This is a genomic window from Staphylococcus coagulans (genome assembly GCF_002901995.1).
In the GTDB taxonomy this organism is placed as follows: Bacteria; Bacillota; Bacilli; order Staphylococcales; family Staphylococcaceae; genus Staphylococcus; species Staphylococcus coagulans.
In genome coordinates this window covers 1-24,096 of the sequence record NZ_PPQN01000023.1, presented here as the reverse complement: position 1 = coordinate 24,096, position 24,096 = coordinate 1, and the positions used below count along the sequence as shown (strand labels likewise).

Annotated in this window: 22 protein-coding genes and 1 pseudogene; 12 read left to right on the top strand and 11 right to left on the bottom strand. The window is 37.3% G+C overall.

Going from position 1 to position 24,096, the window contains the following annotated elements; translation table 11 throughout:
• The first annotated feature begins 216 nt into the window (after positions 1–216).
• From spn to tcaB, 5 genes are all read left to right on the top strand, one after another.
• Positions 217–519, top strand: a complete 303-nt coding sequence (gene spn, locus CD118_RS06235) for an SPIN family peroxidase inhibitor (RefSeq protein ID WP_060829288.1) — start codon at positions 217–219, stop codon at positions 517–519.
• Positions 520–825: 306 nt separating this feature from the next.
• The gene (locus CD118_RS06230) at positions 826–1,875 is read left to right on the top strand and encodes a 2,3-butanediol dehydrogenase (protein WP_103356404.1); all 1,050 of its coding nucleotides are present in this window, start codon (positions 826–828) and stop codon (positions 1,873–1,875) included.
• A 292-nt stretch (positions 1,876–2,167) separates the two neighbouring features.
• Positions 2,168–2,731: a TetR/AcrR family transcriptional regulator gene (locus tag CD118_RS06225; protein WP_082165701.1), complete on the top strand. Its 564-nt coding sequence runs from the start codon at positions 2,168–2,170 to the stop codon at positions 2,729–2,731.
• A gap of 37 nt (positions 2,732–2,768) precedes the next feature.
• A complete protein-coding gene (locus CD118_RS06220; protein ID WP_103356403.1) occupies positions 2,769–3,338 on the top strand; it encodes an isochorismatase family protein in 570 nt (189 codons plus the stop codon).
• Positions 3,339–3,446: 108 nt separating this feature from the next.
• The gene (gene tcaB / locus CD118_RS06215) at positions 3,447–4,655 is read left to right on the top strand and encodes a putative multidrug effflux MFS transporter TcaB (RefSeq protein ID WP_060829285.1); all 1,209 of its coding nucleotides are present in this window, start codon (positions 3,447–3,449) and stop codon (positions 4,653–4,655) included.
• A gap of 83 nt (positions 4,656–4,738) precedes the next feature.
• On the opposite strand, the gene CD118_RS06210 is transcribed toward tcaB, so the two are convergent.
• A complete protein-coding gene (locus CD118_RS06210) occupies positions 4,739–5,380 on the bottom strand; it encodes an NAD(P)-dependent oxidoreductase (RefSeq protein ID WP_050329784.1) in 642 nt (213 codons plus the stop codon).
• A gap of 326 nt (positions 5,381–5,706) precedes the next feature.
• Here CD118_RS06210 and CD118_RS06205 point away from each other — a divergent pair, with 326 nt between their 5' ends.
• The 3 genes from CD118_RS06205 to CD118_RS06195 all read left to right on the top strand — a co-directional run bounded on the left by CD118_RS06205 (position 5,707) and on the right by CD118_RS06195 (position 7,955).
• On the top strand, positions 5,707–6,333 hold the full coding sequence (locus tag CD118_RS06205) for an FMN-dependent NADH-azoreductase (protein ID WP_060829284.1): 627 nt from the start codon (positions 5,707–5,709) through the stop codon (positions 6,331–6,333).
• A gap of 347 nt (positions 6,334–6,680) precedes the next feature.
• Positions 6,681–7,589, top strand: coding sequence for an LPXTG cell wall anchor domain-containing protein (locus CD118_RS06200; protein ID WP_103356402.1), 909 nt, complete (start codon positions 6,681–6,683; stop codon positions 7,587–7,589).
• A 186-nt stretch (positions 7,590–7,775) separates the two neighbouring features.
• Positions 7,776–7,955, top strand: coding sequence for a hypothetical protein (locus CD118_RS06195; RefSeq protein ID WP_103356401.1), 180 nt, complete (start codon positions 7,776–7,778; stop codon positions 7,953–7,955).
• A gap of 110 nt (positions 7,956–8,065) precedes the next feature.
• On the opposite strand, the gene CD118_RS06190 is transcribed toward CD118_RS06195, so the two are convergent.
• The 5 genes from CD118_RS06190 to CD118_RS06170 form a co-directional block, all read right to left on the bottom strand.
• The gene (locus CD118_RS06190) at positions 8,066–8,767 is read right to left on the bottom strand and encodes a 6-carboxyhexanoate--CoA ligase (protein ID WP_060829282.1); all 702 of its coding nucleotides are present in this window, start codon (positions 8,765–8,767) and stop codon (positions 8,066–8,068) included.
• Between the two features lie 12 nt (positions 8,768–8,779).
• On the bottom strand, positions 8,780–9,901 hold the full coding sequence (locus CD118_RS06185) for an aminotransferase class I/II-fold pyridoxal phosphate-dependent enzyme (protein ID WP_103356400.1): 1,122 nt from the start codon (positions 9,899–9,901) through the stop codon (positions 8,780–8,782).
• Positions 9,898–11,271, bottom strand: a complete 1,374-nt coding sequence (bioA, locus tag CD118_RS06180; protein ID WP_103356399.1) for an adenosylmethionine--8-amino-7-oxononanoate transaminase — start codon at positions 11,269–11,271, stop codon at positions 9,898–9,900. The genes CD118_RS06185 and bioA overlap by 4 nt, the downstream gene beginning before the upstream one ends.
• Positions 11,261–11,938 carry a dethiobiotin synthase gene (gene bioD / locus CD118_RS06175; protein WP_103356398.1) on the bottom strand — a complete coding sequence of 226 codons (678 nt, stop codon included), beginning with the start codon at positions 11,936–11,938 and terminating at the stop codon, positions 11,261–11,263. The genes bioA and bioD overlap by 11 nt, the downstream gene beginning before the upstream one ends.
• A 292-nt stretch (positions 11,939–12,230) precedes the next feature.
• Complete coding sequence (locus tag CD118_RS06170) at positions 12,231–13,835, bottom strand: L-lactate permease (RefSeq protein ID WP_060829278.1); 1,605 nt, start codon at positions 13,833–13,835, stop codon at positions 12,231–12,233.
• 683 nt (positions 13,836–14,518) lie between these two features.
• Between CD118_RS06170 and CD118_RS06165 the strand changes: the two are divergent.
• A pseudogene (locus CD118_RS06165) lies at positions 14,519–15,560 on the top strand (zinc-dependent alcohol dehydrogenase family protein).
• A 143-nt stretch (positions 15,561–15,703) separates the two neighbouring features.
• Here CD118_RS06165 and CD118_RS06160 read toward each other — a convergent pair.
• Together CD118_RS06160 and CD118_RS06155 are read right to left on the bottom strand one after the other, a co-directional pair.
• Positions 15,704–16,426: a DUF3169 family protein gene (locus tag CD118_RS06160; protein ID WP_169925589.1), complete on the bottom strand. Its 723-nt coding sequence runs from the start codon at positions 16,424–16,426 to the stop codon at positions 15,704–15,706.
• Entirely contained in the window at positions 16,426–16,626 is a 201-nt protein-coding gene (locus CD118_RS06155) for a helix-turn-helix transcriptional regulator (protein WP_060830490.1), read from the bottom strand. Before CD118_RS06155 ends, CD118_RS06160 begins: the two co-directional genes overlap by 1 nt.
• Positions 16,627–17,020: 394 nt before the next feature.
• On the opposite strand from CD118_RS06155, the gene CD118_RS06150 reads away from it, so the two are divergent.
• From CD118_RS06150 to CD118_RS06140, 3 genes are read left to right on the top strand one after another with little or no spacing between them, the layout of a single operon-like run.
• Positions 17,021–18,136, top strand: a complete 1,116-nt coding sequence (locus tag CD118_RS06150) for an alanine dehydrogenase (RefSeq protein WP_103356396.1) — start codon at positions 17,021–17,023, stop codon at positions 18,134–18,136.
• 36 nt (positions 18,137–18,172) lie between these two features.
• Positions 18,173–19,213 (top strand): bifunctional threonine ammonia-lyase/L-serine ammonia-lyase TdcB, encoded by a 1,041-nt coding sequence (tdcB, locus tag CD118_RS06145; RefSeq protein WP_050329771.1) that lies wholly within the window; start codon positions 18,173–18,175, stop codon positions 19,211–19,213.
• A 32-nt stretch (positions 19,214–19,245) separates the two neighbouring features.
• Positions 19,246–20,568: an APC family permease gene (locus CD118_RS06140; protein WP_060829276.1), complete on the top strand. Its 1,323-nt coding sequence runs from the start codon at positions 19,246–19,248 to the stop codon at positions 20,566–20,568.
• 151 nt (positions 20,569–20,719) lie between these two features.
• Here CD118_RS06140 and CD118_RS06135 read toward each other — a convergent pair whose 3' ends face one another.
• Genes CD118_RS06135 through CD118_RS06125 form a run of 3 tightly spaced genes read right to left on the bottom strand, consistent with a single transcriptional unit; the run spans position 20,720 to position 23,840 of the window.
• Positions 20,720–21,481: an IclR family transcriptional regulator gene (locus tag CD118_RS06135; protein ID WP_103356395.1), complete on the bottom strand. Its 762-nt coding sequence runs from the start codon at positions 21,479–21,481 to the stop codon at positions 20,720–20,722.
• A gap of 33 nt (positions 21,482–21,514) precedes the next feature.
• Positions 21,515–22,873, bottom strand: a complete 1,359-nt coding sequence (locus CD118_RS06130; RefSeq protein WP_060829274.1) for a YjiH family protein — start codon at positions 22,871–22,873, stop codon at positions 21,515–21,517.
• A 37-nt stretch (positions 22,874–22,910) separates the two neighbouring features.
• Positions 22,911–23,840 (bottom strand): lactate/malate family dehydrogenase, encoded by a 930-nt coding sequence (locus CD118_RS06125; RefSeq protein WP_103356394.1) that lies wholly within the window; start codon positions 23,838–23,840, stop codon positions 22,911–22,913.
• Between the last annotated feature and the right edge of the window lie 256 nt (positions 23,841–24,096).

Below are 24,096 nucleotides of genomic sequence, written 5' to 3'. Positions count from 1 at the left end.
TATTAAATGAGTGGCGTCAATATCGTATTATTCGGGTGATGATTTATATTTTAAAATTGACTTAATTGCTTTACATAACTTATTAATATAAAACAATGCAAGTATTTTGCTCAATTATTAAATAGTTATTAACTATTATTAAATATACTTACTAACGCAATATTTACCAAAATAATATGTTATATTGGTGTCAGAAAAATAAAGGAGTTGCATAATATGAAGAAATTATTAGTTTCAACTTTAGCAGTTGGTATTTTATCAACAGGTGCTTTTGCATTAAGTCATGAAGCAGACGCGAAAGTAACAGCACAAAATGGTATCATCTTACATGACGACTCAAAACTTTTAGAACATGAACTTTCTTACGTTGATATCTTAATTGATGACAACGCAAGTGCTGATTCAAAACAACGCGTGAAAGCTTATTTTGATAAACAAGGCTTACACAGTGTGAGCGACATTATTAAAAAAGCAAAAGCTGACGGGCTCGACACATCTAAATACGATCATTTAATCTAACATTTCTATATATCTAACGCTCGAGGTTAACAATCATTGCTATGTTTGCTAGCCCGGAGACTGTCCAAAACGTTTCAAACGTGTTGGGCAGTCTTTTTGTTTTCCATTTCTTTATTTCATATGCGATTCTTCATAAATCATCTCAAACACTCATTGCCATCAGCACAACTCAATTGAACTATCTTTTTAATTTCTAACAATTGATTATTTTTTATATAATTTTAACATTTCAATTTATAACCATTGTTTTCATCCCAAAATAGGCATATAATAAAAGTGTAAATATTATAGAAGAAGGTGCTTAAGATGAAAGCAGCAGTTTGGTACGGACAAAAAGATGTACGTGTTGAGGAACGTGAACTTCGTCCATTGGGTAAAGACGAAGTAAGAGTTCAGGTCAATTGGGCAGGTATTTGTGGTACAGATCTCCATGAATATTTAGAGGGACCCATTTTTATTTCGACTGATCAACCCGATCCTTTTTTAGGACAAACTGCCCCAGTGACATTGGGACATGAATTTGCCGGCGTTATTTATGAATTAGGTTCAGATGTAAAAGACTTTAAAATTGGTGAACGCGTTGTCGTAAACCCTACTGTTTCAAAACACGAAAAAGAGGAAAATGTTGATTTATATGATGGCTACACTTTTGTTGGATTAGGGGCTGACGGTGGATTTGCAAGATATACAAATGTTCCTGCAGAAAACATTTATCGTTTACCTGACAATGTATCCGATGAAGAAGGTGCACTTGTTGAGCCGACAGCTGTCGCAGTACAAGCCGTTAAAGAAAGTGGTCTTCTCTTCGGAGATACGGTTGCCATTATTGGTGCGGGACCTATCGGATTATTAAACATCATTGCAGCTAAAGCAGCAGGTGCAAGCCAAATCTTTGTCTTTGATTTATCCGAAGAGCGTTTAGCCAAAGCGAAAGAATTAGGTGCAACGCACGCTGTTAATTCTGGTAAAGAAAATGTAGAAGCTTACGTTGCTGAACATACTGACAATGGTGTTGACGTGACATTTGAAGTTGCAGGTGTTGGACAAACCTTAAAAGATTCAATCAATATTACGCGTCCACGTGGAACAGTCGTTATCGTTTCTATTTTTGGTAAACCTGTAGAATGGCATCCGATGCAATTAACAAATTCCGGTGTTAAACTCACTTCTACTATTGCCTATACACCTACGACTTTCCAACAAACAATTGATCTTATGGCTGCAGGAAATTTAAATGTTAAAGGTGTCGTAACTGACCACATCCAACTTGACGATATTGTCAAAAAAGGGTTCGAACAATTAGTTAATGATAAATCACAGGCTAAGATTTTAGTCAACATTGCAGAATCTGAATAGCACATCTTTCTCACAACAGCTAAAGGCTTAAACATTGCCTTTAGCTGTTTTTGTCTCTCTTTCATATCTAATACATAAATTTGTGAAACTTTCCTATATCTCCACCATTTTATAGCACATGTTAGGAATTACCTCTTTATGATCTTAAACAAGAATGTCCCCTTTTATCCCTCCGCCTTCTTTTTAAATACCTTTGAAATACTTGAAAACACATTGAAGATTTAAAACTTGAAAACGGACACCCCTCTCATTTATAATATAATTATTCTTAAATGAAGTGGAGATGACTGCCATGTCAAAACGAAGTGATGCCATCAAAAATGAGCAGCATATCATGAAAACAGCACACGACCTTTTTAACGCTAACGATGTTGAAAGTGTCAGCATGAAGAAAATAGCCCAAACAGCTCAAATTGGAACGGGGACCCTTTATCGCCATTTCTCTAATAAGTCAGAAATTTGTTCTGCTTTGTTAGGTCAGCATATTCGACAAATGTTCGAAAAAATTAAAGTTCAGCGACAACAAAAGGATCCACAAGAGCGCCTACGTTATATCTTTTTATCCCTCATTGCAATAATGGAAGACCATGTCAACTTGATAAAAGAAGTAGAACGTACAGATAAACAAAATCGAGTGATGATGCAAACACCATTTTATCTCAAGCTTAAAGAAGAGGTCATATCTTGTATTACCCAACTCGATATTGTGACGGATCCTGATTTTCACGCAGATATATTACTCAATTCTTTTTCGGCAGATGTATTTGAATATCAACATTACGTTAAGAAAATACCGTCAGAACAATTTGTTGATCGTATTTTAAAAATTTTCGTTCGGGGTGTGCAATCCAAATAAAACTTCATATTTAGATAAAAAGAAAGGAAGATTCGTAATGAATTTTGAAAATACAGCTTTAGTTTTAGTAGACTTACAAAAAGGTATTGCTAATCACATGCAAACGGCACCACATAGTGTTGATTCAGTCTTAAATAATGCGAGTCAAATGGTTCAACTTTTCAAAGAAAACAGTGGATTTATTGCATTTATTCGTGTCAATTTTGTAGATGGAAAAGACGCTTTACAACCGAATGCAATGCGACCGCTTCCTGGCGGTCCACCTGATTCTGACTTTGCTGAGTTGGCGGAAGAACTTGGCGCTGATTCACATGATTACATCGTAGACAAACGAGGTTTCAGTGGTTTTTTTGGTACAGATTTAGATTTACAACTTCGCCGTCGTGGTATTAAAAATATAGTCATCGGCGGTATCTCTACCCATATGGGCGTAGACACGACAGCGCGTGACGCTTACCAAAATGCCTATAATCAATACTTTGTTTCAGACATGATGGCTGCACCAGAGGCCACATTACATCAATTTTCTATTGAGCATACATTTCCTTACATGGGACAAATCGTGACAACCGAAGAAGCCATTCAATTACTACAAGCTGAAAAATAACAGTCATCATTATATAGAAAATGTTAGCACGGAAGTCTCCCCTTTGATTTCCGTGTTCTTTTTAACACTAAAGGCGTCAAATCTTAAATAGAAAAAGGAGAAACAATGATGAAAGAAAAACGTATGTCACCTTTATTCATCTTAATTATGGCAGGACTGTCTGCATTTGGTCCGCTTTCAATTGATATGTATTTACCTGCATTACCTGAAGTTAAATCGATGTTGAATACGACTACAGCACATGTGCAATTAACACTGACATTTTTTATGGTGGGCCTTGCTGTAGGGAATGTTGTACTGGGGACACTTTCCGACAGTACTGGACGTAAAAAACCTTTGATGGTGAGCTTAATCATTTATATTTTATCTTCTATAGCGATTGCACTAACACCCAATATTACAGTGCTTATCATTTTCCGCTTTATTCAAGGCGTCTCTGGAGGCGCAGGGATTGTTTTAGCAAGAGCGATCGCGACTGATTTATATAAAGGAAAAGTACTAACACAATTTTTAGCTATGCTCATGCTTGTCAATGGAGCTGCACCCGTTTTAGCACCGATGTTTGGTGGTGCTATTCTAAGCTTTGGTAATTTTCGTATTCTTTTTTGGATACTCGCGACCTTGACCCTTTTCATGTTGATAGGGGCACACTTTAAAATTGATGAAACCTTACCACCTGAGTTACGTCGACAAGGTAATTTCAAAAGTGTCATCACTGACTTTAAAATACTGTTAACACGGCGTTCTTTCGTTGTTCCAATGTTAATCCAAGGTTTTACGTTTGCGATGTTTTTCGGTTATTTAGCAGCTTCTCCATTTATTATGCAAAATATCTATCATCTCACTGCACAGCAGTATAGCTACATTTTTGCACTAACAGGCATTGGGTTAATTGGAACAGCACAGTTAACAAGCCATCTCGTTGAACATATCAATCAGCACACAATGTTTCGCATTTATTCAATGATTCAATTGATTGGAACTGGTATTGCGATTGTTGCACTTCTTAATCATCTCAGCCTATGGATTCTGTTACCGTCATTTTTACTTATTGTGGCACCAGTCGCAGGCATTGGTACTTTAGGTTTTGCGATTGCGATGGAAGGCCAACAAAAAGGGATTGGGAGTGCATCCAGTTTAGTCGGTCTCATGCAATATTTTATCGGTGCAATTGCCACACCGCTTGTCGGCTTACAAGGTGAACATAGCTTTATCCCTTATATCATCGTGATCACAATTACAATGGGCTTAATCGTAATATTTCAGCTATATCAGTTTTTTATAGTAGAAAGAAAATACACAACATCTCAATCATAAAAAAGAAGCGCTAAGACGATTTTCTATTCATAATCATCTTAGCGCTATTTATTTTAAGATTGAATTCCAACTTCACATTTATGCTAAATATGTTTTTCGCTTACTACAGTCATTTGTTGTCGATTGTGATTGCCACTTTCAACTTCATCTACAATTGCAAGCGCCATATCAGGGTAGCTTAAATAACTTTCACCATCTGAATTATATAACATGACGTCCCCACCGATACGATATCGACCTGTACGTGGTCCTTCTGGATCATAAAATGCTGATGGACTCACAAATGTCCAATTTAAATCCGAAGTTGCTTGTAAATCTTCTAAATTTTTAGCTTGTCCTATTGCAATTTCATATGCAAAATCTGGAACAGTGCCTGCTGAAAAGCCATTTTGCTTGCGTGAGGCATCTACATATAAACTTCCTGCGCCACCTAATACGACTAAACGCGTTTCTGTTCCGCTCAAAGCTTCAATCAATACACGTCCTGCATCAATATGGGGCTGAGTTTGTCCAATCGGTGTGCCAAAAGCATTCACCACAACATCAAAAACAGATAGATCCTCAGTCGTCAAATCAAAAATATCCTTCTCAACCACTTTGGTTTTGGATTCTTCTAACTTTGATGCATTCCTAACGATTGCCGTAACGTCTAACCCTCTTTTCAACGCTTCTTCTGTAATCAAGCGACCTGACTTTCCTGTTGCACCAATAATTCCAACCTTCATTTCGAAGACCCCCTTATTTCTTATTACACTTTGAATCGTGTCCATTATAGAGCCAGATTGTAAAAAAATGCAAACATTGTTGGTTCACATTTAAATCCCCTTTTGAATAAGCACATTTCACTGACGAATTGTAGGTATAGCATTCAAATTCAACGCCTAACAAAAGTTTATATTTAAATTAAAACACCATCATATCAGGCTTGAAACAGAACTTTTTGATGAACAGCCAAAAAAAATATTACGAATTCGAGATTTTATTATTGATATATTTTTTATACCTGTTATAATAAGACTATGAATTCGATAAAGAAAGGGAAGTATTAAATATGACTAAATTACTTTATATTACAGCACATCCATTAAATGAACTTGTATCATCATCTATGGCAGCAGGGAAAGCATTCAAAGAAGCTTACGAACAAGCACACCCTGAAGATGAAGTTGTACACATTGACTTATTTAAAGAAGATATTCCACAAATTGATGCAGATGTTTTCTCTGGTTGGGGTAAATTACAAAATGGCGAACAATTAACTGAAGACGAAAGTCGTAAAGTAAATCGCTTAAATGACATTGTAGAAACATTTATCAATGCGGATAAATATGTTTTTGTTTCTCCAATGTGGAACTTGTCTATTCCACCTGTACTTAAAGCATATTTAGACGCCGTTTCTGTTGCAGGTAAAACATTCAAATACACTTCAGAAGGTCCAGTTGGTTTATTAACTGACAAAAAAGCATTACACATTCAAGCACGTGGTGGCTACTATTCTGAAGGTCCTGGTGCAGAATTAGAACTTGGTGATCGCTATGTAAGAACAATGATGGGATTCTATGGTGTACCTTCTTATGAAACAGTGATCATCGAAGGTCACAACGCTGAACCAGAACGTAGCGAAGAAATCAAAAACGCTGCAATCCAAAAAGCAGAAGAAGTTGCTCAAACATTCTAATTTAGTATGAAATGACCTGATTTACCTCACCCTTTTAGCTCGAAATCTTTCGGCTAAAAGGGACTTTTTATGATGATTTAAAACATAAAATTTTTAATAATTGATTCAGAATCCCTTTTTGAAAATAACATATTTCTTAACTTTTCATTAAACACCACTCAAATAAATGAATTCTTATATATACTGTGTTATATTGCAAACAAGAGGATAGAATGTTATTAATTTAGTTATTTTAAAAACTCTCATAGTTATACCATTCTTTTTATACTTAAGCCTACACCACTTCAATATTTAATAGCATCACTATTCCCATAACATTGTAAGTTAATATAAAGGAGTTATGAAAAATGAAAATGAAATATTTACTCGGTTCAACAGCTTTATTATCAACGTTAGTGCTTGCAGGGCAACCTAGTTCAGCAGAAGCATCAACAACAGATGCTTCATCACAAAACAATCAAGCGGCACATGTCATCGATCCAGGTTTTGTTCAACCGACAAATGATGAGTTAAAAGAAGGCTATTTAGCTGAAAACGATCACGGCTTTGTTCAACCTACAAATGATGAACTATATCAAGACTACACACCTGAAAATGATTTCGGTTTCGTTCAACCTACGAATGATGAGTTAAAAGAAGGCTATTTAGCTGAAAACGATCACGGCTTTGTTCAACCTACAAATGACGAACTATATCAAGCCTATACACCTGAAAATGATCATGGGTTTGTACAACCTACAAATGATGAGTTGAAAAAAGGCTACTTAGCTGAAAATGACCACGGCTTCGTTCAACCGACTCAATACAGTGCTAACAAAGATTACACACCTGAAAATGATCACGGTTTCGTTCAACCTACGAAAGATGAATTGAAAAAAGGCTACTTAGCTGAAAATGACAACGGCTTTGTTCAACCTACAAATGATGAGTTATACCAAGCCTATACACCTGAAAATGATCATGGCTTCGTTCAACCGACGAATGATGAGTTGAAAAAAGGTTATTTAGCTGAAAATGACAACGGCTTTGTTCAACCAACTAAAGACGAAATGAAGAAAGACTACTCTCCAGCAAACGACCGTGGATTCGTTCAACCGACTAAAGCAGACATGGCTATGGGTATGAACAAATCTCAAGGACAAAAAGTATTACCAGCAACAGGTGAAACGACTTCTGCTACACCTGCAATCATTGGCGGCGTTTTATTCGCTTTAGGTAGCGGTTTACTTCTTCTTAAACGTCGTGCGACTAAATAAGAATAAAGTATAATAAAATAAGCTAAAAAGATGCGCTATAAGTATGAACCTTTCTACTTACGCGCATCTTTTATTTTCATCCTATATTTTTTAAAATATACTTAAAGTAACTTTATTTTTGCCTTATGATATCATCCAAATCATTCAGGTAAAATGGGAAATAATTATCTAATGAAGGAGATTAAAATGAAAAAACTCGCTTTCCTATTTATTATTTCTTATATGATTTTTGTTTATATCGTGCTCTTTGTTCTTTTACCAGCACTCCATATTACTGCTCATTGGCAAACACAAGGTGTCACAGTATTACTCTCTCTTTTAGGCCTGTTTTTAGGTATGAGAGTAAGACGTCGATTTTTAGAATAATAAGGTGTATCAGTATCAATAGTGACGCAGTGATATAGATTGTATGATTCACTTTGAAACTGAAAAGTGCCTTTAAGAAAATCAAGAACAACGGCTATCTATTCCGCTTCCTATTTTTCCTTTGAGCAATCCATTGTCGTAATTTGTTTTGGCTGCTGTTCTAAAAAAGTGACATAGTGATCAAGGTGAATATGGTCATCCACAAAAATAATACGTCCACCTTGACGCGTCCCTGCTGCCTTGATTTGATGAATACGATGATAGCCTGTTCGACGTGTTGCGAAATAACCCGTTGTATAGTTCAAATCATCGGACACGCAGAGCTCCCCTTTTACAAAGGGCGAAGCAGTCGTACAACTGGCAATAGCCAGTGCATCTTTGACGCGAGCTGTGTAGGTTTGAGATGTTTGGTCATCAAAGCAAAATTGTGTGACACGTATACCTCTGTCACCACTTCTATCTAATCGTTCACCCGTTTTTGCACTTAAAATCAAAGCCCCCGAATATTGAATCGAATTAAAAATATATGCCATCCCTTTATTTAACGCCTCATGCGTAATACCATTATCATTACATAATTGCGCAACCTTATCGTCCGGACGATCGATGATTGGTAGTGCTGGTAAACGCAGTAACGGTTGAGTCACTTTTTCAATTTTTAAATTTAAAAAATCTGCTTCTCCATTTTCATGATGAAACCCTTTTTCAAAAAATGCTTGAATCACATCAACAATCTGCTCTTTTTCACAAATCGTTTCTGCACCGCTTGTATGTTGCTCATTTTGATTCGCTCTCATTTTTACACTGTACATACTCGGCCTCCTTTACTGAATTTCTTCCATGACTTCAAAAAGTCGCTCAATGTCATGTTTATGGTGTAACCAAGAAAGTGAAATGCGTAAAATTGGCTGTTGGACCGTTGGATATCGAAAAAGGCTCAGTAATATACCCTGTGCGCTCAATTGTTCTTGTGCCTTTACAGCCTTTGTATTATCAGTAAATGTAATTTGTTTAATTGGAGACAAAGCCATCTCTGGATAGCACTTTTGCGTATATTCAGCATATAATTCATTAAAACTTTGACTTAACTGTTGTAGCTTTTGACTTCGCTCTGTATCTTTCAACATCAAGCTTAGATTGTTTTGAATGCGATATAAATTAAAGAGTGGCAGTGCACTTGAATAGATGAGTGCCCGTGCGGTGTTAATCAATACTGTTTTAAACAATGCGGAACATAATATCGCGCCTCCATGTGCACCTACTGCTTTCGATAAGCTGGTCGTTAAAATATCAATATCTTCATAATATGGATGTAACCTTAATCCAAATGCATGGGCGTCATCTACAAAAAGCCATGTATTCGGATAGTGCTTTTTTAGTTGAACAAGCTGTTGTAAATCCGCAAGTCCACCGTTCGTTGAAAACACACTGTCTGTCACAATGATTTTAGTCTTTGATTTTGGATATTGTGCCAACAAATTTTCCAAATGTTGCACATCTCGATGTCGATAGATTTCTTTGTCAATACGACTCAAGCGAATACCATCAATCAAACTCGCATGATTCTCTGCATCAGAAAAGACAACAACAGATTCATCTTGAAAAGCTTGAAATACAGCTAAATTGGCATCATAACCACTATTCGTTATGAGCGCTGCTTCAAAACCAAAATGTTGGCACATTGTCGTTTCGATTGCTTCATATATTTCAGCGTTGCCACTTACCCACCTTGAACTCGCCAAATTTTCAAAGACAGCTAAATGTTCTTCATCTGTGACATTTAGAGAAAACGGCGCTTGACCTAAGCCTAAATAATCATTCGAAGTAAAATTAAGTAACTTTTGTCCGTCCATTGTCAGCCATTTTCCTTCTAACCGTTCAACGGGTTTGAGTTCTCTAAAATGACCTTGAGCCTTAATTTTGGCTAGCTTATGTTCTAAGTTCATCGAGAGGCGCCTCCCACCGATTCAACACGGTACTGATTTAAAAGCACTTTTTTAAAAATACGCACCATTTTTTTAATTTCCTTGTTCGACATACTCAAAACGGGCACAAATGTAATGACATTTTCTAAATTTCGAATCATAAGCCCCTCTTGTTTACACTGATCAATAATGGCTTCCACACTTTCTATTGCTAACGGCGTCTTTTGTTCTTGATTTGCGACGAGCTCTACACCATACATCAAACCTCTACCTCGAATATCCCCTACATAAGGATGAGTGGATAGCGTATGTAATTGTTGTGCAAGCGTTTGTGATGTTTTTTGAATTTGCGATATAAGATGACGTTTTTTAAATAATTTAATATTTTCTAATGCTACGGCACATACGACTTGGTTTCCTGTATACGTATGACCGTGAAAAAATGTCTTTTCGGCATGCGTATGACTTAAAAAGGCATCATATATTTCTTGTGACGTTAACGTTGCAGCAAGCGGAACATAGCCTCCTGTGATGGCTTTGCCTAAGCACATCAAATCAGGTTGCACATCTTCATGCTCACATGCAAACATCTTACCAGTACGACCAAAACCAACTGCCACTTCGTCAACAATCAGTAACACGTTATACTTTCTACATAATTGTTCCACAGCTTTCAAAAAGCCTTTAGGATGTACAAACAAACCTGTTGCGCCTTGAATTAATGGCTCAATAACAAACCCTACAATTTCATCACCGCGCGTTTGTAATAGCTTTTCAATTTGGTCGAGTATGTGCGCTATCATCTCTTCTTCTGATTCAGCATCACTGTGATAATAAGAAGGGCATGGCACTTGGATATTTTCAAAGATTAAGTCATTAAAAATGCGATGAAATGTATCGATTCCACCGACACTCACCGACCCAATTGTATCGCCATGATAAGCTTGATGTAAGGTCAAAAATTTATTTTTCTTCGCATACTTTTCAGGGTCTTTATTTTTCCAATATTGATATGCAATTTTAATGGCGATTTCAACAGCTGCACTCCCTGTGTCTGAATAGAACACTTTTTTCAACCGTTCAGGTGTGATTTGAACTAACTTTTCCGCAAGCTTGATGGAAGGAATATTTGATGAACCTAAAAGGGTTGAATGCGCAATGGACTTTAACTGCTTTTGAATTGCGCGATTTAACTGCTGATCTTGATGGCCATGTACATTAACCCATAGAGAGGCATAGCCATCTAAATAACGCCGTCCTTTCGTATCATATAAATAACTCCCTTTGCCGCTTTCGATAATTATTGGTTCTTTTTCAGCATACACCCCCATTTGCGTAAAAGGGTGCCATACGTACTCTAAATCTTTTTGAACTAGTGCCTTATGTTTCATCATTAACCGCTCCTTTAATTTTTGATAAGAAAGATTCTGAGAAGTCTAATGCCGTCCCATTTTCTGGGAACACTTCAAGAGATTGACCTGTTAATTTTTCTATCGTTTCAAAATTGTCTTGTTCTAATGGACGATATTGATAGCGATTGAGCATGAATAGCGTCGGTGGTAAGGCCATCGACTGGATAAAATGATGATGAACGACAGCATCACTAATAGCACCTAATTGCGCAGGTAAAATCGTCAGAACTAAATCTGCTGTTTCACGAATCAAGTCTGTCGTCATATAAAATTCTGTTTCTCCTTCATATATCGGAACAGCAATGCCACCTGCACCTTCAATAATGACAATATCAAACTGTGCGTCTAACGTTTGGATACGATCAATAACGGAGTGAAGATCAAAATGCTGTTGTGGCTCACGTTTAAAAGCTAAATGTGGAGAAACCGGATCTTTAAATGTATAAAGTGACGTTCTTTCATAACTCAAACCACAGTCCCTTTTGTAACTTTCTAAGTCGGGGTAAGTGCCATCAGCTAGCACCTCTGTCTGAAAAGGCTTGAAGATTGTCGTACGCCACCCCTGTTGTTGTAAAAAATGAAATAAATGCTTTGTCACATATGTTTTTCCAATATCTGTGGCCGTTCCAGTCACAAAAAGTTTCAAATTCATTCACCTCTTTAAAAAAATCTTTACAAACCATATCTTAATCATTCCACTTTTAATTGTAAACTTATTATATATTCAAGTTTACAATTAAGCGCTAATCATTTTTGAAAGATATAAAAAAAGACGAGACAGAAATCGATTTGATTTCATTGTCCCGCCTAAGTGATGTGCAAACTGAACAGCATCTGCACAGCCACTTGAAAAAGGCTATTCTATTGTTTTACGTCATGACGTCTATGTAGACGACTCTATTTGAGCTACTGTGACTTTCATATATTCCACTCATAATTTAAAAGAAAAATGTAACGAAAATGTAAGCACTCAATCCAACGAGTGCACAATAAAGGAGTGCAGGTCCTAAAGTTTTACGAATGACGCCACCTTCTTTACCTGCCATGTTGACAACCGCACATACGGCCACAACGTTATGAACACAGATCATATTCCCTGCTGCACCACCAATGACTTGCGCGGCTAAAACGGTATAGAGATCTGCACCAATCGTATGCGCAATATTTGCTTGAACTGGCGCAAAGGTAAGTGTCGAAACTGTTGCACTTCCTGTAATGAATGAACCCAGTGCGCCTAAAAACGGAGCAACAAAGAGCCACATATCACCAAATGTATGCGCCATACCATTTGCTATGTATTCCGGCATACTAATCAATTCTTTCGTATTTAAGCCTGAGTTACTAAAGACGTGGACCATCGCCAAAGTTGCGACAAGTGTAACACCTGTTGTGCGAATCGTTTTGGCAGAATCTTTACACGCCTTCCCTAAGCTTTTAAATGATTTACGTTGAATAATCACCGCAAAGATTGCAGCTATAAATAAAATGGTCCCTGGTGAATACAATAATTGCCAACTAGACGAGATCGTATCATAACCTAAAATATGGTTCCATGATAAATCGAGCGTCTTCGTTGTAAAAGCTTTAATTGGTTCTACGATACGTGTTAAGAGTAATAAAGCGACCACAATTAAGTACGGTGACCATGCTGAAAACAAATTCATTTCATGTGGTTTAGATAAATCCGCTTCGATATGATCCTCCACTAATGCGTCTTTCCATTCATTTTTAGGTACGAACCAACCTTTTTTAGTCAAAAGTACTGCGACAACTAAAGCAGTTAATGAACCTAAAATCGATACAAATTCTGGACCGATTAAAGTTGCATATCCCCATGCAGAAACAGCATAAGCCACCCCTACAATTAACGTCCAAGGTACCATTTCTAAAATCGCCTTTAACTTATGAGATTGACCAAAAAAGATAACCATTGTCGCTACAATCATCAATGGAATAAAGACACCACTTAATAAATCGATAAGTGTAATGTGAATCGCAGTTTGTGAAAACAATGTATCATCCGCATTTTTAAGTGTACTTAAACCGACTAATATTGGCGTCCCTACAGCACCAAATGAAACGGAAATACTATCCGCAATCAATGCCGTTGTGACACTGACAATAGGTCTAAAGCCTAAAGCCACCATTAACGGCGCCGTCACCATTGCAGGTGTCCCAAATCCTGATGCTCCTTCAATGAGTGAACCAAATAAAAAAGCAACGATAATCACTTGAATGCGCATATCACTTGAGATACTTTGAAAACTCGCATTAATACGTGCGACAGCGTTTGTTTCTCTTAATGTATTTAATAAAGTTAATGCACCGAATAAAATTAATATAATCGTTAATGTTTTATGTGTCCCTTGTAATAGCGAAGCACCAATGACACCTGCATCGATTCCCCACACAAAGAACCCTAATACAGTGACAACTATGGCACTAATCGTCATCCCCACAAGTGCAGACATACGTAATAATACCAAACATATAAATGGCGCAATGACAGCACTTAACGCCACAATCATTAATAAGGTATTCATTTTTGGATCCCCCTCATATCTCTTTCTCCTTAAATAGACATCTAATGACTAGATGACTATATCGATAGAATTGTAAGCGTTTTTATACTATATTGCAAACAAATTTTTAAGCTTAAATAAAAGCATTGTTCACTCATTTTACTTTTTTACTATTTTAAATAAACTTTTAATTCATTTTTTCACAAATACATCTTTTAAAAACCACTTGTTAGCAATCCGTATTGACGCTTCTTTTTGGAATATTACATTCATTCCTAATATTTTTAACTGTGTCCAACCTTATTTCTCTGCACTATATTTAGGATATCGCATTGGACCGCCCGTTTTTATCTGACGTTTTATCTCATCTCACTGTGATAACTGGCGGCTCTTTTCACTCATCCATGATCAACGGATTACTTTTCTACACTAATATTTAGCGAGTCGAAAAAAATTTAAAAATTAGACAAATTTTTAATCTTATGTGGGGTAATCTGTTTTCAATTCGACAAATCATCATCGAAATCGAGCATCCATATTGTAGAGCGGGAAACCCCCATAAATAGAGCTTGATTGAATAGAGATTAATTGATTTTATAATTAAAATATGCATTAATTTATATTTAACCCGATACAATTAAAAGTTGAAAATTTTCTGAAAATATGACAGAATGAAGGCAAATCTATGAAGAGGTGATTCCATAATGAAAGCACTTGTATATCGTGGACCCGGCCAAAAGGAATGGATTGAAGTCGAAAAGCCTACATTGCAGAAGCCAACGGATGTGATTGTTAAGATTTTAAAAACAACGATTTGTGGAACAGATTTACACATTTTAAAAGGCGACGTCCCAGCGGTGACTGATGGTCGTATTTTAGGTCATGAAGGTGTCGGTGTTGTGGAAGAAGTGGGAGACTCTGTGACACAATTCAAAAAAGGGGATAAAGTCATTATTTCGGCAGTAACAGCATGCGGTTCTTGTTACTATTGCAAAAAGCAACTTTATGCACACTGTGAAGATGGCGGTTGGATTTTAGGCCACCTGATTGACGGCACACAAGCGGAATATGTTCGTATTCCACATGCTGACAATAGTTTGCATCGCGTACCAGATGGTGTAAGTGAGGAAGCTTTAGTCATGTTAAGCGATATTTTGCCAACAAGTTTTGAAATTGGCACTTTAAGCGCTAAAGTTAACCCAGGCGACACGGTTGCTATTGTCGGCGCAGGTCCGATTGGTTTATCAGCCGTGCTTACGGCTCAATTTTATTCTCCAGCAGAAATTATTATGATCGATTTAGATGACAATCGTCTGCAAGCTGCCAAAGATTTAGGTGCAACACAATTGATCAACAGCACAACAGAAAATGTGATGGAAAAAAATCAAAGCGGTAACTGAAGGCCGCGGCGTCGATGTCGCAATGGAAGCAGTAGGAATTCCAGCCACATTTGAGCTTTGCCAAGAGATTATTAGTCCAGGCGGTCGCATCGCTAACATTGGCGTACATGGTACAAAAGTCGACCTCCACCTAGAAGAGCTGTGGATTAAAAATATTTCTATTACTACAGGTCTTGTCAGTGCCTATTCAACACCTTTATTATTAAAAACTGTAGAATCAGGTAAAGTCCAACCTGAAAAACTCATCACACATCGCTTTAAACTCGATGAAATGTTGAAGGCTTATGATGTATTCAGCAATGCTGCCAAAGAAGGCACGTTAAAGGTTATCCTCTCGAGTCATTAAGCTACTACATCACAGATTGACTTTTATTGAATTGATTAATAATCAGGATTTTTAGGGCTAGGATGCCAACGCGTCCTAGCCCTATTTATCATACTATTTTAGAGTGACTTCAGTGTTCGGTCAGTCCCCCGGCACACTTCCTGCTATTCACGATAAAAGCGACTCACCTTCCATAAATAACCAAAAGCATTGTATCCGAAAAGGATGATCAAAGCAATGATGCCTGGTGCTTGATTATAATTTCCAACAATTGAAATCCACACTAACACTAAGATACCGAGAAGCAGTAAAGAGATATTAAAGTGATACACTTTAAACATCGATACAATCGCAATGTGACGCTCACCTTCATCCATTATCTGCATACTTTTTTCAACATAATTTGCTTCCCCTAACTTCGGCATTCTAGCGTCAAAACGATGTTGAAACACCCCGACCATCACCGCTGACACCGATACAAGTAAAAACGGAATCATGCCTATAAGTAAACCCTCACTATCAGCACCTCCAATTACTAAAAGTAATAAACTGATAAAACTTAATACATATTGTCCATAAACAATGACTGATGCAGTGAGAAACTTAATGTTTGCTTTTCTTTCTATCTGGTCGGTTTGGTCCCCGCCCATATGACTAGAAAATTGGTTTTTATAGCGTATCGCTTCATGTTGTACTTTGGCCTGAATAAGTGTCAATAGCAAAATAAGTGCTGAAAAAATGAGGGTCATCCATATGATAAAGGAAGTCGTTGCGAATTGATCGGCATTCATCCACCCTTTTAAATCAATCCAGTCACTTGATACTCCAATTATCCCACCTATAACGGCTCCTAAAAGGATTAATAATATATATCGTTTCACTTTCATCATTCTTCCTCCTCGATAATAAATACATCTTCGACACGTTCTTTAATTACACGGGAGATTTTAACTGCTGTCAAAATCGAGGGTGTAAATTCGTTCCGCTCTATTAAAAAAACTGTTTGTCTTGGGATACCTGCCCGTTTCACTAATTGTGTTTGGTTATAGCCCTTTCTCGCTCTTAATGCTTTTAATCTATTGCTCATCGTCACATGCTTCTTTTTAATATACATTATCATTGTCAAAATGACAAATATAATAGTCATAAAACTTTTTAATATCCTACAATATCTTTTAAAAAGACAGTTATATAGAAATATTATTCTTTTAAATATTTTGTCGTGAAACATTTTGTAAGCAATCTTATCAAGGGTTAAATAAAATATTTGAACATTCAGATGATTCCGATTATATTTTCATTTTAAATTTATCGTATTATTATTTGACATTGTACAACTTTGCATTTACTATTTACGTGAATTAATTCACATGCTCTATAGCTATAGACACTTTATAACGTTATTTTTAATATTAAAAATGGTATTTATTTATTATTTCAATCAAAATTCAATTTCAATTTCCTCACTAGGAGTGGTTTGCATGAAAATTGGTATTGTCAAAGAATTAAAAGCTGGCGAAGGTCGTGTCGGCTGTACACCTGAAAATGCTCAAATTCTTAAAGATCAGGGACATGAAGTCTATGTTGAGCATGATGCAGGCGCAGGTTCTGGTTTTACAAACGAAGCTTATGAAGCTGCAGGTGCAATAATTGCTTCACATGAAAAATGTTGGGAAGCTGATTTAATTATTAAAGTTAAAGAGCCTCATGAAAAAGAATTCCAATATTTCAAAAAAGGACAAGTGATTTGGGGCTTTCAACACCTTGCATCATCTAAAAAAACAGTTGAAAAGATGCAACAAGCAGGAGTTACTGCGATTGGTGGAGAAACCATTGAACAAGATGGAAAAGCCATTTTATTAGAGCCTATGAGTGCCATTGCAGGTCGTCGTTCAATGTTAATGGGTGCTTATTATTTAGAAGCACAACACCAAGGTGAAGGTATTTTAATTTCTGGAATTGATGCCATTTCAGGCATTCCTGCTGGTAAAGTGGTTATCTTTGGCGGAGGCTCTGCGGGATTAAATGCAGCGACAATTGCTTTAGGTCTGCAAGCTGAAGTCGTCATAATTGAATTAAAAGATGAACGTATTGCTTGGCTTGAATCACACTTCAAAAACGATAACGTCACTGTCGTGAAATCTAATGAAGCCAACTTAGCCCGTGAAATCCAAACAGCTGATGTCTTTATTTCAACAATTTTAATCCCAGGCTCAAAACCACCTAAACTTGTCACTAGAGAGATGGTACGTCGTATGAAAAAAGGCTCCGTTCTTGTTGATATTGCCATTGATCAAGGTGGTACCGTTGAAGGCATTCGTCCAACAACAATTGGTGATCCAATATATGTTGAAGATGGTGTTATTCACTATGCTGTACCTAACCAACCTGGCGCTGTCCCTCGTACCTCAACAATGGTGTTAGCAGCTGGTAACATTGATTTCTTATCTGAAATTAGCAACAAAGGCATTGAACAAGCGATTAAAGAAAATCCTGTTTTAGCATCCGGCGTCAATATTTATCAAGGCCACATTACAAATCAAGGCTTGGCCGAATCACATGATATGCCGTATGAAAAATTAGAAGATCTAATCTAGCGCGTCCATTATAAATTTGAAAAGAGGTTGATGATTATGGCAACAAATGCTGTCATGATACAAACTGAAAAATACTGTAATATTCAAGACGTTAAAGAAGCAAAAATGAAAATTCAAGATTACGTTCGCGAAACACCCCTCATTAAATCAATGTTTCTAAGTAACAATATTACAGGTGGTAACGTTTTTTTAAAACTTGAGAATATGCAATACACCGGTTCATTCAAATTTAGAGGTGCCCTTAATAAAATCTTGCATTTATCAGATGAACAAAAAGCAAAAGGTATTATTACGGCTTCTGCCGGCAACCATGCACAAGGTCTTGCGCTCACTGGGCAACTCCTCGGTATTGATGCAACTGTTGTGATGCCCGAAGAAGCACCTATTTCAAAACAAGAGGCCACCCGAGGGTACGGCGCTGAAGTCATTCTCAAAGGCGAAACTTTTAATGATTCCCGGCTTTATATGGAGCAGTTGGCACAAGAAACAGGTAAAACGATTGTGCATCCTTATGATGATTGTGAAGTTATGGCTGGTCAAGGAACAATCGGTCTAGAAATATTAGATCAAATTTGGGATGTCGATACTGTCATTGTACCGGTTGGTGGCGGTGGTTTGATTTCTGGACTAGCAACCGCTTTAAAATCATTCAATCCATCCATTCATATCATTGGTGTACAATCTGAAAATGTGCACGGTATGGCAACATCGATTAAGGCAGGAGAGATTACTTCACAATTCACAGCACACACGATTGCAGATGGTACAGAAGTTGCAATCCCTGGTGACAAAACTTATGCTGTAGTTGAAAAATTAGTAGATGAATTCGTTTTAGTTTCAGAAGATGAAATTGCAAACGCAATGCGTCATTTAATGCAACGGACAAAAATCATTACTGAAGGTGCAGGTGCATTACCAACAGCCGCCTTATTAAGTGGTAAAATCGATCCACGTTGGATTAAAGGTAAAAATATTGTCGCTTTAGTCTCTGGAGGTAACGTTGACCTCACTCGCGTTTCACATATTATCGATGACTTATTAAAACCTGCAGACACAAGTAAAGGCGTCGTAGGTTAGTCCATCCTAACAAGAGAATTGGAGGCAACAGCATGAGTACAGATACAGCTTTAAAGAAAAACATCGGCTTTTTCGCATCTCTTTCACTTGTGATGGGCTCAGTCATTGGCGCGGGTGTATTTTTTAAAGTATCAAGTGTAAGTGAAGTCACTGGCTCTACGAGTATGGCCCTGTTTGTATGGTTGCTAGGTGGTATTATGACGATATGCGCAGGTTTGACCGGCGCTGAACTCGCAGCAGCGATTCCTGAAACAGGTGGCCTCACGAAATATATTGAATACACATATGGAGACTTTTGGGGATTTTTGTCTGGATGGGCGCAAGCATTTATTTACTTTCCAGCAAATATCGCCGCACTTGCGATTATATTTGCAACTCAAATTATTAATTTATTGCATTTAACGACATCTTTGTTATTACCGATTGCTATCATCAGTGCAGTATCCATACTACTCATTAATTTTCTTGGCTCTAAGGCAGGCGGGACTTTACAATCTATCACACTCGTCATCAAGTTAATCCCAATTGCGCTGATTGTCATCATTGGTTTCTTTCATAGTAGTGATGTATCATTTTCGCTCTTTCCCGTTGTAAATGGTACTGACTCTAACTGGTTTGAAGCGATTGGTGCAGGCCTACTTGCAACCATGTTTGCATATGATGGTTGGATCCACGTCGGTAATATTGCCGGGGAAATGAAAAACCCTAAAAAAGATTTACCAGGTGCGATTGCACTCGGTATCGGTCTTGTTATGATTGTTTATTTACTCATTAACGCAACATTTTTAATGACTCTCCCACTTCACCAAATTGAAGGCAATTTGAATGCCGCAAGCGAAGCGTCTTCTATATTATTTGGTGCAGGTGGCGGAAAATTAGTCACAATCGGTATTTTGATTTCTGTATATGGCACGATGAATGGCTATACGATGACAGGGATGCGTATTCCATATGCCATGGCAGAACACGATCAACTTCCGTTTAAGCGTTTATTTTTAGACTTATTACCATCACGCACACCATGGCTAGGTGGTATCATCCAAATCATCATTGCATCGATTATGATGCTCTTGGGTGCTTTTGACACAATTACAAATATGCTCATATTTGTCATATGGACATTTTATTGTATGGCTTTCTTAGCAGTATTTATACTTAGAAAACGAGAGCCTCAATTACATCGTCCATATAAAGTGCCATTGTACCCCGTTATACCAGCGATTGCACTTTTAGCAGGTACTTTTGTCTTGCTTAATACCCTATTCACACAGCCCCTTCTTGCAATCGTAGGTATCGGGGTCACAATGATAGGCATTCCGATTTATTACTATCAGAAAAAGACACAACATTCTTAAATGAACCTCTTAACTCATTAAATTAAACATAGCACCGTCTATAATATAAAAAAATAAAATCACACCCATACTAAGCAGAAAAAACTTACCCCCGCTTAGATGGGTGTGTTTCTTTTTGTTTCACTTTTCAAAAGATTGTATCGTCTAGCTTTCACTTCCAATAACCAATATTTTGAAGATAATCGGTCGCTTCTTGGGCTTCATTTAACAACGCTGTTTTAATCGTGGATAAACCTTTATGCTCTAAACGACTGACCGGACCTGAGATACTCAGCGCTGCACGGATTTGATGATGTGCGTCTAAAATCGGCGTTGCGATACACATTAAACCATATTCGTATTCTTCATTATCTATCGCTAAATGGGCATCCGCACGTGCTGCCATATGTGCTTTAAATGGTTCCAGTTCTGTTATCGTGTGAATTGTTCGACGTTCAGCCCTAGAAAAATAAGCTGTAAGTTTTTCATCAGACCATGCATGCAGAAATAATTTACCAATTCCAGAACAATGAAGCGGCGTTGTCGGTGACAGATGGGTTTGTAATGTGTACTGATCACCATATTCGGTGTGTAAAATCAGCACCTCATCCTCAAGCAATATCCCAAGATTTACAGATTCGCCAGTTGTTCGAACTAAATTTTGCATAAAAGTTTTCAGTTGATTCACGAGCGCATCTGTACTTTTAATTTGATTTTGATAAGTTAAAATTTTGTAACCGAGATGGTAATTTTCATTCATATCTTGTTCTACGATGGCCAAATCAGAAAGCGTTCGTAGATTTCTGTAGATGGTGCTTTTAGGTAAACTGAGTACCCTTGCCATTTCACTGATACCCATCTTTTGATTGTCTGACAGTAAATCTAAAATTTCGAACGCTTGGACGACCGTTTTAATCGGGGTATAATCTGCCAACTTAAGTCACTTCCTTCTTTTTTCACGCAATGACTAAAATAAAAGTTTAACAAATAATATCACAAAAGGGAGGGCAATGAACGTTCTTTCCAAGAAAATAATGACAATATGTGAAAATTTTTTGATCGCATTCGCTGAAGTCAGTAACGTCGCAATTTCAGATAAAAAGATTAATTGTAAAATACTCATCATTGCGATAACAACTTTACTTGAAGTTTCTGTAATATGTGAACCTAAAATAACTGGCAAATAATTATCTGCAAAGCCTGACATGATGGCACTCGCTGTTGTTGCGGCTTCAGGAATACCTGCAATCTGTAAAATCCACTGAATTGGATAAGAAATCCATGCTAAAACTGGTGTATAAACCGAGATCGCTAATGCCAATGTGCCCCAACATACGATAATCGGCATTAACCAAACAACGTAAAACATCATATTGTCTTTTTTATTTATAAAGTTACTCGCAGTCACTTCAGAAGCACGTTTTGTAGCCATTACAGTAGCTGTTTTAAACTTTTGATGATGTGTAGCTGTTGATTCCTCTGTTTTTATCGTACCATCTACATACGTGTCCGGGTACTGCGAAATCGGTGGAATACGAACACATATGAATGCAACAATCATTCCAATAATTGTAATTCCAAGAAAGATATATCCAAAGTAATCAACGACGTCTAACACACTGCAGACGAGGACAACCCAACCAATACTCGACGTAGAAAACTGACTACCTAAAATTGCGGTTTCTTTAACCGTATAGTAACCTTTTTCAAAAAGCTCTTTCGAAGCTAAGATGGCCGCATTACCCGGTCCAACCCAAGCACTGATTGCACTGACTGCACAGATTTCAGAGATTTTAAAGATAGGCTTGATAAGGAAACCAATCAGCTCTCCAATAAACTCCATAGCGCCAAATTCTAGAATAAACGTTTGAAATAACAGCATAATGGGCACAATCACTGATAGTTGAACAGCTAAATTCACCATCGTTGTACCTGTGTCTTCAGAGATAAGAAATGTCGGTCCAATATGGAACAAACACATGAGTGTAATCAATGTTCCTAATATACGGTTGACTGTATAAAAAGGTGTCGTTGAAAACAAAGGTTTTAATGTGCGGTTTTGTCGAATAAAATCAGGCTTCCAAATTTGATCAATGATAGCCATTATCGTACTGATACAAAAGATAAGTGCGATGAGTAGCGTGATTGGAAATTGAAATGCACCTACAAAGACCTTGATATAATGGAACAAAATCGTATCTACACCATTGGCAAATGAGAATGGAATCAAAACAATTATAATCCCGATTAACGTAGCAACAATAAATTTAATTAAATTTTTAATATCACGTGTCCCTTTTAAAGTTGCATTAGCTTTTTTATTCATCTTCAAAACTTCCTTATTATTAGTATCGTAACCCGAGTCATTTTAACTGATCAATGTAGCTTCTCATCACGTCGCATGAAGCATATAACTGTGCATGCTCTTTTTCATTTAACAACTGTGGTAACCGTTGTTCCACACCTTGGCGACTGACAATGCTAGGTAGGCTGATATAAACCTCTTTCCCTGTTTGCGTTTGATATAAGTGAGATACAGGTAAAATACGTCTTTCTGAGTGACATAATGCATCGATTAGGCATTTAATCGCATCTGCAACACAAAAACAATTAGGCCCTTTCATTTGCCAAACATCAAAAGCTGTCTCTTTAACACGTTGCGCAATGACTTCAGTAAAATCATGTGGCAAGGTCATACCTTGTGTTTGAGCAAAATCTTGAACGGACAAGCCACCAATTCGTGTTTGACTCCACAATACAACTTGTGCATCACCATGCTCCCCTACAACAGAAGCTGTAATACTTTGTGGACTGATATTGAAATAGTCACTCAAAATATATTTTAATCTTGAAGTATCTAGCAAAGTCCCTAGACCTATCACATTGGCAGTTGGGATAGGGGCAACTTGATAGGTCATATACGCTAATATATCGACCGGGTTGCTCACAGTAATAATTTTGGTTTTAGGGCTATAGTTCACAATCTGCGGTACGATGTCTTTCAAAATATCTGCATTTTTTTGCATAGGAACGAGTCGGGATTCACCGACTTTTTCAGGTACCCCAATCGTAATAACCACAATATCTGAATCCTCTGTATCTGCATAATCCCCTGCCGTCACTTTTCTTGAAGTCGACACCCCGACACCATGCATCATATCGAGGGCTTGCCCCGTTGCACGCGCCTTGTCTAAGTCGACTAAAACCACTTCGTCAATCCATTCTGTATTAGACAATAAATAGGCCGTTGTCGCACCAACTGCACCTGCACCAATAATACTGACTTTATTCATTTTCCTTCATCCTCTCAAAATGAAACGCGTTTCGTTTTATTCGAATTTATCATAAGTCAATATTTTGTGTTTTACAATACTTTTGTGAAATTAATCACAAATATGTCACAACTGCTTCATCACAATCTCACACCTAATAAAAAAACAGCCTAAATGATAATCAAAACCACCCGTGTGAACGGGTGGTTTGTTCTTCGGCTGAAAGCCTCTGTTACTGACCAGCCCTTATAAGGGCACTGAGAAAATCAACCAACCG